Here is a 17,617-nt window from a genome sequence, read left to right as displayed (position 1 = left end):
GACCAGCGGCTGAGAGCTTCGCCTGCCAGCTCCCTTAGAGAGGGAGCCAGAGGGAGGAAAAACTACTTCTTTAACGGCGGCTGAAAGGGCTTAAAGAAAGCTTCCACAGCCGGAAAGGAGATAAACGAGCAGCAGCTTAACCAATAAAAGAATGATCATATCAGTTCTGCCTTTGATGAATCATGCTCCTGCTGCCGAAATAGGTCGTGAGGAAATAGCCCCCGTAAATAACAAGGAAAAACACGGCGGTAATGAGGGTGTTTCCCAAAATATCCAGATGGCCGAACTGCGCCACCACCGAATTGGCGACATAGATGCCGACCGCCGAATGGACGACCGCAAGAGAAAGCGGAAGCATAAAATAAATGGCGATCTGGACAAACAGGGAATGATCGATCATCCTCTGCTCCGCGCCGAGCCGTTTCAGCAGGCCATAGCGCTCCAGATTATCGGAGGCTTCGGAAAGCTGCTGCAGCGCAAGCACGGCGGCGCTGGTAATCAGGAAGACGAGCCCGATATAGATCGCGAGATACGAAATCATCGTTTTGATCCCCGTGCTCTGATCGTAGACCAGCTGTTTGGTAAGAGATGTGTGATAGGGAGCGGAAGACTCATCAGCCGATGCCTCGGGATAAACCTTTTCGACCGCCGTAACGAACTGTTCGTCGGTAACGCCGTCTTTATACTGGAGATTGAGAAAAGTGATCTCTTTTTTCAGGCCTTCCGCCAGCGCGTCCGGCACAATCAGCGTTCCGGGATCGGCCATCATCATGCTTGTCTGGAGGGCGGTATCCAGATACTGGCGGCTCTGCGCCTTCAGCGTTTTCCCGTTCAGCACAACCGTACCCTTATGATTCAGAAAATACTCGATCACGGGCTTCATATCGCTGTAGTTGCAGTTGATCAGGAATTCATCGTCCTTCAGGGAAACCGTGGGCCTGCCCTGCAGCTTCGCGGCAGCGTTGTAGTCGCTTTGCGAAACGCAGACCACCGCAACTTCCTTGCTTCCTTCCATCAGTTTGCCCAGTGACGGCGCACCGGGAAGGAACAGCTCGGAGTATTTCAGATGATCGGTGTAATAAACAGTCGTCTGTGCGTACGACCTGGTCAGTCCGTCCAAATCGACGCCATGGGCAATCATCTGCCCGGCGATATCATCCGCCAGCGCATTGCGTTCCAGTTCGTCCCCGCCGTACGAATAATAATAGGTATAGGTCGCGTCATACGGCGTAGCGCCCTTCAGGTCCTTGCTGAGCACGTCGGAAAGCCCCATCCCCGTGGACAGCGTCCCGATGGTGACCAGCAGCATGATGCAGATGACGGACATGGAGACGAAGGTCGTATTGATTTTGGAATTGATCTGGCGCAGCACGAACATGTTCAGGTTTTTGAGATACAGCCTTTTGTTCGCCTTCACCACGCGGAGCAAAAACCCGGACAGGGACATAAAGAACAGCAGCGTACCGACGCTGCCCAGAACAATGGCCGCCGTAAACTGGGAGTTCACCTCCAGCATACCGTTGTCGATAATCAGGCGATAGGCGGTAAGGATGCAGACAAGCGCCAAAAGAAACAGGATCACCGAAATCCAGAGATGCGTAAACCGCAGCTTCTGATTTTTCTTCGAAGCATTCAGCAGATCGATCAGTTTATACCGCGAGATTGCAATCGTATTGAAGACAATCACGATCAGAAAGATGATTCCGAAATACAGGACGGTCTTGTAAAACGCGTGGGCGGAAAATGTAAAAACGAACGCTTTCATGTCCACCTCGAACAGCTTCGCGGTGACAACGGAAAGCCACTGGGAGGCAAACACGCCGACCAAAAGGCCCACCGCAAGCGAAAACACGCCGATAATCATCGTTTCCAGAATCAAAATGCGCGATATCTTGCCTTTCGCCATGCCGAGCGTCATGTAAACGGCAAGCTCTTTTTTCCGGCGTTTGATCAGGAACTGGTTCGCGTAAACGACCAGAAAGCCCAGAATGACGGAAATAAAAACGGACACATAGTCGATCATGGTAATCAGCGATGCAATGATTCTCGCCTGCGCCTTGCTGACCTCCAGCAGCGCGGTCTGGGAATCGATGGAATTGAAAACATAAAACAGGCTTACACCGAACGTCAGGGTCAAAAAATAGACGGTGAAGTCGCGGATGCTTTTCGTGACATTCTTGAAAGCGAGCTTAGAGAACATTGGCGTTGTCACCTCCGAGCAGGGTCACGACCTCAATGATCTTATTGAAAAACTGCCTGCGGGTATCGCCGCCGCGGACCAGCTCGTTGAAAATCCTGCCGTCCTTGATAAACAGGATCCGGTGGCAGTAGCTGGCGGTAAACGCGTCGTGCGTGACCATCAGGATGGTCGCTTCCAGATTGCTGTTGAGCGTTTCAAAGCTTTCCAGCAGCATCCGGGAGGATTTGGAGTCCAGCGCGCCGGTGGGCTCATCCGCCAGAATCAGCGCGGGCTGGGTAACGATGGCGCGGGCCGAGGCGACGCGCTGCTTCTGCCCGCCGGACATCTGGTAAGGATACTTTTTCAGGACATCCTCGATCTCCAGCTTTTTCGCGACCTGACGCACGCGCACGTCGATTTCTCCCGCCGGGGTTTTGATAATGGTCAGCGCGAGCGCAATATTTTCATACGCGGTCAGTGTGTCCAGCAGATTGAAGTCCTGAAAGATAAACCCGAGCTGTTCGCGGCGGAACCGGGACAGCCTTGCGGAGTTCAGCCGGGTAATGTCCTTTCCGTCGATAATGATATGGCCGGCCGTCGGGGAATCAATAGTGGAAATACAGTTCAGCAGCGTCGTTTTTCCGCTGCCGGAAGCGCCCATGATGCCGACGAATTCCCCTTTTTCCACCTCAAAGCTGATATCGTCCACCGCTTTGGTCAGATTGCCTTTATTTCCGTAATATTTCTCAACATTCTCAACCGTCAGAATTTTTTGCATCTGTTTTTCTCCTTTTCAAATTGTATTAACAGTATAATACAATTTTGCGGAACAAACCATTGATTTCCCTTACGGCAGACTTACAGTTTTGTAAGCTTGAAAAATCATTCAAACATGTTGCTTCTCGGGAAAACGATGGAAACCAGCGTCCCCTTTCCCTCGGTGGAAGCGATGGAAATGCCGAGGCTCAGCTTATTGCAGAGCTTTTTGCACAGATACAGTCCGATCCCGGTCGATTTTGCGGCGGTTCTGCCGTTTTCGCCGGTAAAACCCTTTTCAAACACCCTGCCCAGGTCCTTTTTCGAAATTCCGATCCCGTTGTCGGAAATCATCAGCGTAACGCTGTTCGGATTCTGAAGCCCGTAAATTTTGATTTCCGGCTCCCTGCTCCGGTACTTAACGGAGTTCATCAAAATCTGGCCGATAATGAAGTCCGTCCACTTCCCGTCGGTAAACACCGTTTTGTCCAGCGCGGAGGTTTCCACATGGGTCCTGCTCTCGATCAGCGCGGCGGAATTCTTTTTGAGCGCCGAACCGACCAGCGCTTTCAGCGTGGTGCTTTTGATGACGTAATCCTTTTCCACATGGTTGCTTCTGGAATAGAAAAGCGCCTGTTCCACGTAATTCTCTATTTTGGATAGTTCCTCATTTAAGCTGAGTGTAATCTCATTTTTATTGTTTTCAATCATCAGCCTGCTGGAGGAAATCGGCGTTTTGACCTCGTGCACCCACGTCTCGATGTATTCCCGGTATTCGCGGGAAGCGCGGCGGTACCCGGCGATCTCGTCGTTCATCGCCTTGCCGGCCGTCTTTACGCATTCGCAAAGCAGCTTTCCCTCAAGAAAGGACGGCTCGTCCAGCATTTCGGAAATCAGATATTTTTTGTCCAGCTTTTCAAGGTTTTGAAGCATTCCGTTATAAAATTCCCTTTTTCTGAGAAATTCCAATGCCAGCGCAGCCGCTTCCCCCGCCAGAAACACCAGCGGAACAAAAAGGGCGGCATAAGCGCCCACTCTCAGAATGGACAGCAGCGCGGCCGCGAAAAAGGCCGTCAGCACCACAAAGAGTAAATGATAAACCTTATCCGCTAAAAAATTTTTCACACTCATACCAGATACCCCAGCCCCCGTTTGGTCGTCAGATAATCGCGCACGCCGATGCCGTCCAGCTTTTTGCGCAGCCGGTTGATGTTGACCGTCAGCGTGTTGTCGTCCACGAATTCCTCCGACTGCCACAGGTCGTTCATGATTTCCTCCCGGGAAACGATACGGCCCCGGTTGCACAGAAGCATGTGCAGGATGCGCAGTTCGTTTTTGGAAAGCTCCGTCTCGTTTTCCCCGAAACGCGCGGTCCCGCGGGAAAGGTCGAGCTCCAACCCCCGGTGGGAAAGGATGCTGACCGGTTCGGACGGATAAGCGCGCTTTAAAACGGAGACGATCCGCGCAAGCAGAATCTGCGTATTGTAAGGCTTCGTGATAAAATCGTCCGCGCCCAGACTCATGCTCATCAGTTCGTCGACGTCGCTGTCGCGGCTGGTCACGATGATAATGGGAAGCTGGGAGCCACGCCGGATTTCCCGGCAGATATGGTACCCGTCGTAAACCGGCAGGTTGATATCCAGAAGCACGAGCTGTGGATTCTCCTTCAGGATCACTTCCGGCATATGGGCAAAATCATCCGACGAAGCACAGGTATAGCCGTATTTTTCAAGGAGCCTTGTCAGCTCCTGTCTGATTTTCACATCATCTTCCACAATAAAAACAGAGGACACGCAAATCCCGCCCTTTCCGTTCAGTAGCATTGGTCCCATTTTTCTGATTTTCATTATAAAGCATTCCGTGTTGGGAAGCAATCGGGCGGTTTTGTAGAAACTGCGCGAAAAAGCTTGGGGAATGCCTCTGATTTTAGAGATCGCTTCATTTACTTTCTATGCTATTAATGATAGTATATTGTAAATCACGCTCATCAACATAACCGGGGTGTTACCATGAATCAATTACTGCTGATTACCACCGGGGGAACCATCGCCTCCGAACCGACGGACGAAGGTCTTGCGCCGTCGCTGAGCAGCCGGCAGCTGGCCGACTTCATCGGCGGGCTTACCGCCGAATACGACGTTGCGGTTGAAGACTTATTTCAGCTTGACAGCTCCAACATACAGCCTGAGGAATGGCAGTGCATTGCGCGCACCATTGCCCGCGAATACCGCAACTATGACGGAATCGTTCTGACCCACGGCACGGACACTATGGCGTACACCGCCTCCGTGCTGTCGTTTATGCTGCGCAATATCCCCATTCCGGTGGTCATCACCGGCTCCCAGCTGCCGATCAATCACCCCCTGACGGACGGCGCGGAAAACCTGCGCTGCGCCTTTGCAATGGCCTGTTCCAAAAGGCCGGGGGTCTTTCTTGCGTTTGACCGCAAGGTCATTTTGGGGACAAGGGCGGTGAAGGTGCGCACCACGGGCTTTGACGCCTTTGAAAGCGTCAACTGTCCCCCCGCCGCAACCGTCGACGCGGGCGGCCTAACGTTCAACGAAAGCATTCTGCCACGAATGGAAGGCGAATTCTTTCTGGAAGACCGGCTTTGCACCGATGTTTTTCTGATTAAGCTGACCCCCGGACTGAACCCGGAGATTTTCGACATGCTTCTGAAAATGAACTACAAGGGAATCGTGATTGAAGCGTTCGGCGCGGGCGGGCTGAATTTTATCCGCCGCGATCTGATCGCACAGCTGCAAAAGATCGTGGAGCGCGGCATTTCCGTTGTCGTATGCAGCCAGTGCCTGTACGAACGGAGCGACTTCACCATTTATCAGACCGGACAGAAGGCGCTGCAGAGCGGGGTCGTCCAGGGATTTGACATGACGACGGAAGCGGCTGTCACAAAGCTGATGTGGGCGCTGGGCAAAACAGAAAAATCCGAGGAAATAAAGCAGATTTTTGCCACAAATTTTGTGGGAGAGATCAGCCTTACATAATATTCTGCACTCTTTGCGTAATAATATTGACATATGGTCAATTATGTTATATAGTATTTAATACTATATAACAGATTTATTATAATTACAAAAGGGAGTGCTGTTATGATTCAATCCGTATGTGTATTCGGCGATTCCGTGGCTAAAGGGATCGCGTTTGACAGTGCCCGTAACAAATACACCCTGTTAAAGGACAGCTTTGTCAGCATGATTGCAAAAAACAGCCATATTGCCATCAAAAACTTTTCAAAATTCGGCTGTACCGTCACAAAGGGCGGCGAGGTACTGAAAAAGCACATGTCCGAGCTGGGCCGGTACGACTACACGGTACTGGAATTCGGCGGAAACGACTGCGATTTCAACTGGGCGGAGGTCTCGGCTTCGCCGGAAAGCAGCCATGTCCCGAACACCCCGGTTTCCGTATTTGAAGAATATTATTCCCAGATGATCGACGAAGTGAAAGCGTGCGGCGGCAAACCGGTGCTGCTTTCCCTGCCGCCGATCGACGCGAAACGGTACTTTGACTGGATTTCACGCGGGCTGAACCCGGAAAATATTCTTCGCTGGCTCGGCGACGTGGAATTTATCTACCGCTGGCACGAGATGTATAATCTTGCCGTCAACCGGCTGGCGATCCTGCACCATGTTCCGCTGATCGACATCAGCAGCGCGTTTCTGAAAACCGGAAATTATCAGGACCTGATCTGCGAGGACGGAATCCATCCCAATGAAAACGGACACCGGCTGATCGGCCAGACCATTGAAAAATACGCACTTGCAAACGCATAGTTTCGCGGTATTAAAGCCCATAAAACCGCGGGCGCAACCACCAAAAAGGGGCAGTTGCAATTTCCATTTTGCAACTGCCCCTAGACAAATTAAAAAGTTATTAAATTCATATACAATTATAGAAGAGCATATGTCACCTTTTTAATTCAAAATATAATACTATTAATAAAATTTGATTATAAATACTAAATATACAAAATGGAAGTGATTTCCAGAAATGAAGAAAAATAAATTATTATCTTTCGTTTTATGTATTATATTTTTCTTCTCTATTGCCTTAAATTTATATTTCCTAATTCCAAAGAAACATTCGGAGTCCATTTCAATGGGGTATTACCTTTCACGCGGTACGAATGGAATATCTTATAAACTTTCAGTCATGGAAAATAATGAAGTGCTTCTTTATGGTGATGAAGACAACCTGTTGTATAAAGGAAAACTAGAATACAATGAAAAAGAAAACTACTACTTGATTAAAACGGATTCAAGTACATATCAGGTTGTAGTGCGTGATGATGTTATTTTCCTACCAATCACTGAAAATGGCCGAATCGTCAGTAAGTTATTTACGAAAATAGGTTCTGTTCCTGTTTCCTATGTAAAAGCTTGCCGCCCGCTTTACACAGGCGACAAGCCCCTTTCGGTTGCTTAATCAAAATATTTGTCTAACTTTTTAGGGTTGCGCCTTCCATGGGATAAGGCGTTTTTGTATTGGTCAGGCTAACCAGATAATCCACGCTCACCCGATAATACCGGGCAAGTCTTACAATCAGATGCAGTGGAATCCCCCTTTCCTCCCGTTCGTATTTGGAGTACAGGGACTGATCGCACATTAAGTAGTCGGCTATCTGTTTTTGGGTAAGGTCCCGGTCTTCTCTGATATCACGGATCCTCAATTTCATTTATGATCACCAAATGCATTATACTTTAGTACAATCTGATTGTCTATTGACATTATGGACTATTTGCGAATACAGTATCCCTAATTTTCTTTTCGGCAAGGCCGAGCGCCTCAGCGCTGATTTTTGAAATGATTCCCTTTTGCACTTCGTCGTAATATCGCTTCGCGCGGGCCAATTGTTTGGCCGCCTTTGCGACTTCCGCCTTATAATCCATCATGATGGCCGTGATTTCCGTGCGGTATTTTTCGTCTGTTTTTTCCGCGACTGCGGCTTTGTAAATATCGATGACCTCGTCGTCCGGGCGGGACGGAAAATATTCGTGCGGGGAAGTGCTGTCAAACAGGACCACGCTCAGTTCCCGCAGAATCACCATATCCAGGCTGTTCGGGTCAAACGCGCAGTGGTAAATTTCCGTATCGAATCCCGCCGCTGCGGCATACTCCGCGATTTTCCCCAGAAAAGTCGATTTTCCAGTACCGGGCCGGCCTTTGATAAAGTAGCGTTTTTCAAGGTCCTCCGTCAGATTGTCAATGTAATCATAAGCGCCGTTCACGGTTGACGCGCCGAAGTAGCGGTGAACCTGCGCTCCCTTTTTTCCCAATGTTTTTTCTCCGATTACTTTTTCAATTGTCCGGGCCGTCAGCCTGTTGGCGGCGTCGAAATCCATATTGGAAACGTAGATTTGCTCCCATCTGTCATGGATAGTGCGTGCGGCGGAAAAATGCCGGACCGCGCCCGCCAGGCAGGCATGGGTCTGGCTCAGATTGTCGTCATTGAGAATTGCCGCCACGGGATATTCCTCTTCCCCGTAAAGCGGAAAATTGATCACTCCCGCGTTTTTTTCCGGGATAATGACCCCTTCCATGGAATTGTCCAGACAATTGTGGATCAATTGCGCATGACAGCCGCTGTCACGCGCGGCGGAGCAAAGCCCGCTCACAATGTCCGACACGACGATGGACGGATAACCGCTGAGACGGACAACCGTTTTCAGGCGGCCGAAATTCGATTGAAAAAAGCTGACATATCCCCTTGAGCTGTTGGAAGCGATAAAATAGTTCAAAGAAAAATCCGGCAATGAAACGTCCTCCCCCCAATATTGTTTATCACATTATATGATTGGATTTTTAAGACATGCATAAAAGCGGCAAACCCGCCGGAGGGGTTTGCCGCTTTCCAAACTTTTAAAAAAATCAGTTTTGCTTGTTCGCGATATCCCGCGCAACCACAACGCCGGTTACGGAAGCCTGCATCAGCCCGCGGGTAATGCCGGCGCCGTCGCCGATGGTGTACAGATTTTCGATTTCGGTCTCAAAATTCTTTTTGACCGATACCTTGGAGGAATAGAACTTGACCTCCACCCCGTAAAGCAGGGTGTTCTTGGAGTAAAGTCCCGGGGCCAGCTTGTCAAACGCGCGGAGCGACTCCACAATACTGGTCAGATGACGGTGAGGAAGCACAAAGGACAAGTCGCCCGGCACCGCGTTTTTCAGGGTGGGCACCGTTGTGGACTTTTTCAGTCTGGTATAGTCCGTGCGCCTTCCCATCAGAAGGTCGCCCAGCCGCTGCACCATAATGCCGCCGCCCGTAAGCATGTTCCCCAGCTGCGCGATATACCGGCCGTACTCGATCGGCTGATTGAACGGCTCCGTAAAACGGGTGGAAACCAGCATGGCAAAATTGGTGTTTTCGCTGTGCTTGTCTTCGTCGGCGTAGGAATGGCCGTTTACAACCGCGATCCCCCCGCCGATGCCGCCGTCGTAATGCTCCTCGCTGACAATGCCGCCCGGATTCATGCAGAAGGTACGCACCTTATTTTCAAACGTATCCGAATAATAAACCAGCTTCGCCTCATACAGGTTTTTGGTAAGGTGGTCCATCACCGCGTTCGGTACTTCCACACGCACGCCGATGTCGACCTCGTTGTTGGTGGTGGCCAGCTTGTTTTCCTGGGCAATGCGGGCCAGCCACTCGGCGCCGCCGCGTCCCGGCGCTGCCACCACGTAGGGTGCGCGGACAAGGGTGCGCTCGCCGGAACGGTCAACCAGCCACACGCCCTCCGCTTTTCCGTTTTCCACAAAGATGGAATCCGCTGTGGTGTGTTCCCTGAACTCGAAATTCGGTCTGCCGGAAAGGTAACGGTACATGCCCCTCAGCACTTCAAAGGAATATTCCGTACCCATATGGCGCACCGGGCAGGGAATCAGCTGGATATTTTCCCTGCGCGCCTCATAGGACACCTTTTCCGCGAATTTGTCGCTTTTTCCGAAAATCTTGTCCGGAGCCCCGTAATGCAGATAAATATCGTCGGCGTAGCGGATGAGCTCCCGCGCCTTTTGCACCGGCATATAATCCGTGATATTGCCGCCGACTTCCTCAGAAAGGGACAGCTTTCCGTCCGAAAAAGCGCCGGCGCCGGCCCAGCCGTTCATAATATTGCAGGTTTTGCAGTGGGCGCACTGCCCGGAGGTCCTCGCCGGGCAGGCGCGCCGGTCAATCGTGCTGCCGCTGTCTACCACCAGCATCTTTTTCCCGGGCGCGAGCTTATCCATCTCCAGCGCCGTAAAAATGCCGGCAGGGCCGGCACCGATGACAATCAGATCATAATCGTACATATTTTCAACCTCACAATATTCGTGTTAATCGCTATTTTTTAACCACAGCATTTCCAGTGGATTCTGCAAACAAGGTTGCGTTTCTCCCCAACCTTAGGCGGAGAGAAACGTATTTTATCTCGCAAACTGAAATGGATTTGCTATATGATCTTTTGCTTCAGGCAAAACAATGGTATTATAACATATCCATTTCGTTTGTCAAATATTTTCTTCCAGCATGCGTGAAAGGACCCGCTCAAACGATTCGTCGTCCTGCCTGCTTCTCTTTTTGAACTTCCCGCTCCTTGCCCCCGCGCGGCGCATTTCCTGACCGAGCGCGCGTTCAAACAAAAGACGGTCCATATTGGAATCGTCGTAGACCATGCCGTTTTGGTTCAGCGCCTTTGCGCCCTTGGCAAGCGCCATCGCCGCCACGCCGAAATCCTGAGTGACGACAATGTCCCCGCTCCCGGCCAGATTGACCAGACGGATATCCGCGCTGTCACGGCCCTTGTCCACCGTAATCACTTTGCTGTACCCGTCGTCGAGCAGATGGCTCGTGTCGGTCAGCATGATGACAGGCACCTTCTGTTTTTTCGCCAGCCGGACAATAATTTCCTTGACCGGGCAGGCATCGGCATCCACCAGAATATTCATCAAATAACCGCCGCCTTCTAAAATTTCCCAATCTCAGCGCCGGGGCTTCGCCCCGTTTTACGCTACGAGGTTATTATAGCACGAAACCGCAAAAGATGGATTGATGGATTGTATTAAAATATAACAGAATTGTAATGAATTATTACAATTTTTACATCATAATTGACTTTTACAAGCACCCGGAATATGATGTAGCTGTAAAGTTATGCCCGAATGGAGGAGATTTATGAGGAAACTGAAGCTTTTCATACCGTTACTATCGGTTCTGCTGGTTTTGCTGACCGCATGCGCGTCAAAAACGGAAGCTCCCGCTGTCATGCTTGCGGAAACCGCCCCGTCTGAAATCAGAGCCAAAAGCAACGCAAAAAGCAGTGCTGTTCAGAAATTTTATACAAACGACAAATTGAGTTTTTCACTTGCAGTCCCCGACAGCTGGGAGGATAAGAATTATACCCCGGTGGTTACTACGGAAACCATGTCGGACGGCGGCACAAAATATACGAAAGTGGATTTTCTTTTTCAAAATGACAAAAACTGCTCACTGCTTACGATTTTCCTTGTTTCAAAGGACTGGTGGGAGAAAACAAAGGGCGAAACGCTTGATCCCAAACCCACCTATCTGGGAACAAAGGAAGACGTCGTTTACTGCTTTACTCTGCCGAAGAACTCCCCTTACGAAGTAGGGGAAAAGTCGGACCTGTTCAACAGTATGGTTCTGCCGGACAGCGACGTCCTCAACCGGTTCAAGATTCTGGACGCGAATGCTTCCTCCAGCGGTATTTCCACTGTGGAAGGAACGCTGGAAGAGATCATGACGCAGACCATTACCATCAAGACGGACGACGGCCGCTCGATCACCTTCCTCAGGGACGGAACAGATGCGGATACTTCCGGCAAGGGTCTGCAGTTGGGGCGCAGGCTGAGAATCTATTATGAAGGTGCCATAGACGGCTCCAACACCAGAAGCGTTACCATCACCAAAATCGAAAGACTGAGCTGAACACGCGAAAAAGCTGCCGCACAAGCGGCAGCTTTTTTATTGGATCATCTCCGGCATTACTGGTCCTTCACTTCTGTTATCTGATTAGTATCCGGATCCAGTTGATAATAGTGCACGGGATACGAGCTGTTGTTTCCCACCTCATGGCATTGCTGCGTTGTATACAAAATAAATCCGTTTTGATACGCGGCGGTAATGGACATATTGCCATTTAGATTTTCTATTGCGTCGGTTCCGCAGACTTTTGTCCTCTGCGAACCATCCAGTTTTACTTTTTCAATTGTGCCCAGGTCCGAAAGAAAATACACCCATTCGCCCGCCACACACGGCGCTAACACAGGATCGTCTACCAGGACCTTGTCTTCGGTGCCGTCCGCTTTTTTGATATGAAGCTTGTAGCTGTCCTTGTTCGTGTCGTATGCCACCCACTCGCCGCCTTCCTCTTTTCTGCTGCTGATCCCGGGGGCGGAAGATATACCGGCCGGATTGCCGGGAGCCGGTTCAGAAACTATGCTTTGCGCGGATACTAAAGATTCGGGAGAAGAAACGCCTGATACCGGACCGGAGCCAACCGTGTTCACTCCGTTTGGCGCACTGCAGCCGGCCGTCAGAACGAACAGCGCCGAGAAACAAATAAAAAACAGCTTTCTTAATGTCATATAGAGCATACTCCTTTACTATTTTTTGATAGTGATCCCGGATGATGCAAAACATTCCGTAAGCTCTCGAAAAGCGCTTAAAAAGCTATTTTTTTATGGCAATCTCATCCCCCTTGATTGATTCTACCTTTAAGTTGGTTCCCGTGTCCAGCGTCCCGCGCCGGCGGCGGAAGAATAGCGCAAAAGCCGCAAGGCCCCTGCGCCATTGTAACATGATATGGAAAAACTTTTCTATTACGTCCTGACCCAAGCGGCAGCTTTTTTATTTTCCTTTTTTCAGGTTCTCCAGCACCGGAATGACGCCGCGAAGAGTGGAGACGCACGCAAAGAGCATTTCCTCCAGCTCCGGATTTGCGGGAACCGTGTCCGGTATCATAACGGTTTTCATCCCCGCGCGGTAAGCGGAAAGAATTCCGTTCGGAGAATCCTCCAGCGCCATGCACTCCTGCGGGGGAACCTGGAGCGCCTGGGCCGCTTTCAGATAAATATCGGGGTCGGGCTTACTTTTTTCAATCATGTCGCCGCAAATGATCTGATCAAAGTATCCGGTTATCTTTGTATTTTCAAAATGGCTCATGGTGCTGCTGCGTGAAGAGGACGTTGCGACCGCGATTCTGTAGCCTTCCCGTTTCAGATAGTCCAGCAGTTCAAACAGCCCCTCTTTTACCGGGACGCCGTTCTCTTTGATATAGTCCCTGCTGTAATCCACGCTGATCCTTCTGAATTCTTCAAACGGAAAGTCGGGGCCGTACTTTGTTAAAAACAGTTCTTTTTCAGCGGCGGCGGTAATTCCCATCGCCTGTTCAATCAATTCCATCACATTGCCGCACCCGAGCGCCTCGCCGGCCTTCTTCCAGCCGTCGATCGAAAGGCGTTCGGTGTCGAACATGGTTCCGTCCATATCCAGTACCACTGCTTTAATCATGCGTAAACCTCACCTATTCATTACTTATTCATTTGATTTGGGGAAAAAGCGCTTCCCCTCCCTGCACCTTTGCGTAATTCGTCAACACACCGTCATCCGGATCAATCCGGATTTTCTTTTTCGCGGCAATTTCCAGCCGTCCGCCGAAATCCCGCAGCCGGGTAAGCTGCTCCGTCAGTCTTTCCTGCCGTTTTTTGGTCAGCCCCTCCTTTTCCGTATATTTTTCAAGCCCGAACTGCGTTTTTTCCAAAAAATCCAGCCCGCGGGCGAAGGTGTTTTCATCATAGGCATGCATATAACAGAGCGCCTGAAAAGCGCCGCCGTCAATCATCCAGTAAATCGGCCTCTTTTTATAAATACGAATATGCTCACGGTAAAATTCATTCCCGTAATAGCTCCGGATAACATCCACCGCGCCGCCGCTCCCGCCGAGCGCGGAAACGATCAAAGAGAGATTCTCTTCCAGCGTTTCTTCACCGAACACAAGCTTCACAAAGGAAACCAGCCGCACGGCAAGGTCGTTTTCCAGATACGGGGTAACGGGCAGAAGATCTGTCCCTTCCTGCGGGTCATAGCCGGGGACGGCGTACCGCCCGAACATGCAGCCCACCGCGAAGCTGAGGAAGCTGCGGATATCGCGGGAAAGCTCCGCGCGGCGTATGGTGACGTCCCCTTCCTCCACATCCGGCTTCAGCTCGTTTTGCAGACCGTAAAGGTCAATAAAAATCCGGTTGAGCTCTTCCTCGTTTTGCTTCATTCGCTGAAAACGGAGGTCGGTAAAATCCTTCCATGCTGCAAAGGCATCGGCAATTTTACAGTTTTTTCCCTTCGTCCTGAAATGAAGCAGCGGATGAGTTCGAAAATTCCAGCTGGTTTCAAAGGAATCCCAGTCCTCCCTGGAAATTTCGATATTTTCAGCGACCAGCATACCGACCCGCTGTTTCACGGTTTCATCCACCCGCAGCGGAAGCTTGGCGATATTGCCCGCCTGATAATTCAGCGTGGGATTCATCAGGTTCAGCATGGAAAAAGCACAGCTGCTGGACAAAAACCCAAGGATATAATAGAAATCGTCCTCCCGGTTCGGGAAAACGGAGGACCCGGCGATGTCGAACACAAAGCCCTTCGGATAATACCTTACGCCAAATTTGGAGGAGCTGACGAACGACCAGGACACGCTCTGCTCAAAATAAAAGCCCTGGCCGGGAAAGGAAGCGGATTGTCCCGACTTTACGCGGAACTCGCTGATCTCCTGCCCGAAATGCTGAAAATTGACCACGTATTCCTGATTGCCGTACCATTTCCGGAAATCGCCGCCCTTGTTATAGGGATACCATTTCCGGCTGCTCTGCAGGCAGTCAGCCCGGTCGGTACAATGGAAATGGATGTTTTCAGGAGCTACCTCGTACCAGAAACGCAGGAAGCGTTTATTGTCACAGGTAAAAAGCCCGTTCGTAACCGCTGCGCTTTCGGAAAGGGGCGGGACGGAGGAAAATATCTCCCCCGGCTTTTCGCCCGCCCAGTAGGCGATCGGCATACCGGGAATACGAGCGAACTGCTTTGCAGAAGTCTCAAAGCGGTAGGAGCAGTGCGGGTTCTGCACCGCTTCCCTCACCTTTTGTTTCTGCACCTCCATGCCGCCCCGGAAGTCGGAGAGCTTCAGATACACGCCGGGCCTGGTTTCCGGCCCGTTTTTCAGCACAAAGGTACAGATCGGCACAGTGGCCTCGTCAAAAGCGGAATACTCCAGCTGAATCAGCGAGGAGATCGATTTTTCCCGGATGATGTATTCCCTTAATTTCTGATACGATTTGATGAACATCCAGACAAACGGCGACATAAACGCGCAGTAGCCGTCTGGAATGCAGAAGCCGAAGCTGCGGTAAATAAATACGGAGAACAGGTCCCCGGCATAGTCGCGGTAATGCCGATTGATATAGGATTTCAACCTTTTATTCATGCGGTTCAGATAAGGCGGATTGGTCGCAACCACCGTATATTTTCCTGCCATTGCCCGGGCCTGCCGCAGCAGCGGCAAAAGCTTATGAACGGTATCTTCCCGGTACGCGAGCGCAAACAGGCTGTCGCACGGCTGCCGCCTGATTTCCTCCACCCGCCGGAAAATCCGGTCAAAGCCGACCGGCTCCACACGGAGCAGGCTTCCGTATTCGGCGGCCCCGTGAAGGGCCGAAAGAAGATTCTGCAAATCCGCTTTGATCTGCCCGTCGCCGTCCGCCACAAAGGACAGCAGGTTCTCACCGATCCCGGGCCCTTCCCGGATGACATACAGGTTCAGCGGGATTCCAAGCGTCAGAATATCCGCATTGTATCCGCGCGCCTTCATCAGCAGCGCAAAGCAGGCAAGCTGCCAGGAACGCCTGTCGATGTCAAACCCGTAAAGGTTGCGGCGAAGAATCAACTCCGCCGCGTCCCGCGGGCTCACCCCGCATTCCCGGTAAATTTCAATCAGCAGGTCAAATGCGTAGACAAGGATATGCCCGCTGCCCATGCACGGATCGAGAAGCTTCAGCTCCTGAGGTGATATGTTTTCCCGGACGGCAGCATTTTCCGCCCCAAGATAAAATTCCAGCTTTTCTCTGAGCGCGCTGTCCGGATTCCGTTCCAGCCAGTACTGGCCGAGAGAATTGTCCACCATGCTGCGCACGACCCAGTCCGTGGTAAAAAACTGCGTGGCCGCCGGGACGTCCTCTTTTTTTACCCTGCCGCCGTAAAGGCTGATGACCTCGTTCCGGCGGGCGTCGTTGTAATACTGGTACAGCCAGCCGATGATCTCAACCGCCTCCCGGAAGTCCTCCTCGGAAATTCCGTCCACAAGGCTGCGGACAACCCCGTCCGCTTCCCGAAAGGACAGCTCCAGCAGCGGTTCCAGATAATTGCATTCTCTTTCAAAATACTCCGGAAGAACTTTGGCGAGGGACTGGCAGACAGAAATAAAAAGCGCGGTAAAGCGCTCGTCCGACCGGTCCTCCGGCGGCTCGGCCGCCAGGATATCCGGAAGAATCTGTCCCGGCTGTTCGGAAGAAAGGACGCGCACCTTCCCCGGGAGATAGCCGTTGACCTCCATGAACCGGATGCCGATGATACGGATAAACCACGTATAGGAAACTTCCTCCACCACGGTCTGAAAGCCGGTGTTTTCAATGTCCTGCGTCAGTCCGGGAAACGGGTTCCGTTTCTGCGCCGTCAGTTCGACGGTGCGCCGGGAGACGGACGCGATGAGTTTTTCTCTGGCGCCAACCGCAAAAGCCCGGATCGCCGCCTTATTCACCCTACCATCCCCCTTCTCTTCGAATGAGACTATCATACCATATCTTCGCCAAAAAGTTAATCTTATTGACACCGATTCCCAAAATGATATATGATTAAAACCATATGAAGAAACGGGGAAGTGCTGAAACATGTTAGGAACCATTGTCAACGCGCTGTCCATTGCGCTGGGAACGGCGCTGGGACTGATTTTAAAAAGCGGTATCCGGAATAATTACCGTGAAACCATTATGGACGGGGTCGCGCTGTCCGTCCTGCTGATCGGAATGATGAGCGCCATCAAAACAAACGATTTGGTGCTGCTGATTTTCAGCCTGGTGATCGGCAGCATCATCGGCGAGGCGCTGAAAATTGAGGACCGGCTCGCGGGGCTGGGCCAGCTGATCGAAAGCAGGACTTCAAGCACGGACGGCAGCGTCGCAAAAGCCTTTGTGACCGCCAGTCTTGTGTTCTGCGTCGGCTCCATGGCGATCGTCGGCTCCATTGAAAGCGGGCTGACCGGCAATCACCAGACGCTGTTCGCCAAATCGGTGCTCGACGGCATCGTGTCCATTTTCCTCAGCTCGACCATGGGCTTCGGCGTGATTTTTTCCGCCGCAGCCGTATTTCTCTATCAGGGCATTATCACGCTGCTGGCGTCTTCTCTCAAGTCCCTGCTGACCGACGAAATGGTACGGGAAATTTCGGCCATCGGCGGCGTCCTGATTATGGCGATCGGGCTGAACATGCTGAAAATCAAAAAAATAAAGGTCGGCAACATGCTGCCGGCCATTCTTCTTCCTTTTCTGTATTATTTCATCAAAAAAGCAATCGGTATCGCATAAGGTTTTTCCCGATATCGGCATATCCCGAAAAGGCCGCTG

16 protein-coding genes are annotated in these 17,617 nt (G+C 51.2%); 5 read left to right on the top strand and 11 right to left on the bottom strand.

Annotated features, from left to right (window positions below; all coding sequences use genetic code 11):
• Positions 1-160: 160 nt before the first annotated feature.
• From LY85_RS17820 to LY85_RS17805, 4 genes are all read right to left on the bottom strand, one after another.
• Entirely contained in the window at positions 161-2,200 is a 2,040-nt protein-coding gene (locus tag LY85_RS17820; RefSeq protein WP_141827725.1) for an ABC transporter permease, read from the bottom strand.
• Complete coding sequence (locus tag LY85_RS17815; protein ID WP_141827724.1) at positions 2,190-2,957, bottom strand: ABC transporter ATP-binding protein; 768 nt, start codon at positions 2,955-2,957, stop codon at positions 2,190-2,192. Before LY85_RS17815 ends, LY85_RS17820 begins: the two co-directional genes overlap by 11 nt.
• 104 nt (positions 2,958-3,061) lie before the next feature.
• The gene (locus tag LY85_RS17810; protein ID WP_141827723.1) at positions 3,062-4,066 is read right to left on the bottom strand and encodes a sensor histidine kinase; all 1,005 of its coding nucleotides are present in this window, start codon (positions 4,064-4,066) and stop codon (positions 3,062-3,064) included.
• Positions 4,063-4,758: a response regulator transcription factor gene (locus LY85_RS17805; RefSeq protein WP_141828194.1), complete on the bottom strand. Its 696-nt coding sequence runs from the start codon at positions 4,756-4,758 to the stop codon at positions 4,063-4,065. Before LY85_RS17805 ends, LY85_RS17810 begins: the two co-directional genes overlap by 4 nt.
• Before the next feature lie 186 nt (positions 4,759-4,944).
• Between LY85_RS17805 and LY85_RS17800 the strand changes: the two genes are divergently transcribed.
• The 3 genes from LY85_RS17800 (at position 4,945) to LY85_RS17790 (ending at position 7,381) form a co-directional block, all read left to right on the top strand.
• Positions 4,945-5,940 (top strand): asparaginase, encoded by a 996-nt coding sequence (locus LY85_RS17800; RefSeq protein ID WP_141827722.1) that lies wholly within the window; start codon positions 4,945-4,947, stop codon positions 5,938-5,940.
• 105 nt (positions 5,941-6,045) lie between these two features.
• Entirely contained in the window at positions 6,046-6,729 is a 684-nt protein-coding gene (locus tag LY85_RS17795; RefSeq protein WP_141827721.1) for an SGNH/GDSL hydrolase family protein, read from the top strand.
• Positions 6,730-7,054: 325 nt separating this feature from the next.
• The gene (locus LY85_RS17790) at positions 7,055-7,381 is read left to right on the top strand and encodes a hypothetical protein (protein ID WP_141827720.1); all 327 of its coding nucleotides are present in this window, start codon (positions 7,055-7,057) and stop codon (positions 7,379-7,381) included.
• A 13-nt stretch (positions 7,382-7,394) separates the two neighbouring features.
• Here LY85_RS17790 and LY85_RS17785 read toward each other — a convergent pair whose 3' ends face one another.
• The 4 genes from LY85_RS17785 to LY85_RS17770 all read right to left on the bottom strand — a co-directional run bounded on the left by LY85_RS17785 (position 7,395) and on the right by LY85_RS17770 (position 10,882).
• Positions 7,395-7,631 (bottom strand): helix-turn-helix transcriptional regulator, encoded by a 237-nt coding sequence (locus tag LY85_RS17785; protein WP_141827719.1) that lies wholly within the window; start codon positions 7,629-7,631, stop codon positions 7,395-7,397.
• A 52-nt stretch (positions 7,632-7,683) separates the two neighbouring features.
• Positions 7,684-8,709: a hypothetical protein gene (locus tag LY85_RS17780; RefSeq protein WP_141827718.1), complete on the bottom strand. Its 1,026-nt coding sequence runs from the start codon at positions 8,707-8,709 to the stop codon at positions 7,684-7,686.
• A gap of 115 nt (positions 8,710-8,824) precedes the next feature.
• Complete coding sequence (locus LY85_RS17775) at positions 8,825-10,246, bottom strand: FAD-dependent protein (protein WP_141827717.1); 1,422 nt, start codon at positions 10,244-10,246, stop codon at positions 8,825-8,827.
• 198 nt (positions 10,247-10,444) lie between these two features.
• Complete coding sequence (locus LY85_RS17770) at positions 10,445-10,882, bottom strand: YaiI/YqxD family protein (protein WP_141828193.1); 438 nt, start codon at positions 10,880-10,882, stop codon at positions 10,445-10,447.
• A gap of 226 nt (positions 10,883-11,108) precedes the next feature.
• Here LY85_RS17770 and LY85_RS17765 point away from each other — a divergent pair, with 226 nt between their 5' ends.
• The gene (locus LY85_RS17765; RefSeq protein WP_141827716.1) at positions 11,109-11,882 is read left to right on the top strand and encodes a hypothetical protein; all 774 of its coding nucleotides are present in this window, start codon (positions 11,109-11,111) and stop codon (positions 11,880-11,882) included.
• Positions 11,883-11,938: 56 nt separating this feature from the next.
• Here LY85_RS17765 and LY85_RS17760 read toward each other — a convergent pair whose 3' ends face one another.
• The 3 genes from LY85_RS17760 to pglX form a co-directional block, all read right to left on the bottom strand.
• A complete protein-coding gene (locus LY85_RS17760; protein WP_185741272.1) occupies positions 11,939-12,541 on the bottom strand; it encodes a DUF5050 domain-containing protein in 603 nt (200 codons plus the stop codon).
• 262 nt (positions 12,542-12,803) lie between these two features.
• A complete protein-coding gene (locus LY85_RS17755; protein WP_141827714.1) occupies positions 12,804-13,466 on the bottom strand; it encodes an HAD family phosphatase in 663 nt (220 codons plus the stop codon).
• Positions 13,467-13,494: 28 nt separating this feature from the next.
• Positions 13,495-16,755: a BREX-1 system adenine-specific DNA-methyltransferase PglX gene (gene pglX, locus LY85_RS17750; RefSeq protein ID WP_185741271.1), complete on the bottom strand. Its 3,261-nt coding sequence runs from the start codon at positions 16,753-16,755 to the stop codon at positions 13,495-13,497.
• 130 nt (positions 16,756-16,885) lie between these two features.
• Here pglX and LY85_RS17745 point away from each other — a divergent pair, with 130 nt between their 5' ends.
• Complete coding sequence (locus tag LY85_RS17745; RefSeq protein ID WP_141827712.1) at positions 16,886-17,578, top strand: DUF554 domain-containing protein; 693 nt, start codon at positions 16,886-16,888, stop codon at positions 17,576-17,578.
• Positions 17,579-17,617 lie beyond the last annotated feature (39 nt).

It is taken from the genome of Clostridium sp. KNHs216, from assembly GCF_006714885.1.
In the GTDB taxonomy this organism is placed as follows: Bacteria; Bacillota; Clostridia; order Oscillospirales; family Acutalibacteraceae; genus Caproiciproducens.
This window is presented reverse-complemented; position numbering and strand designations above follow the sequence as displayed.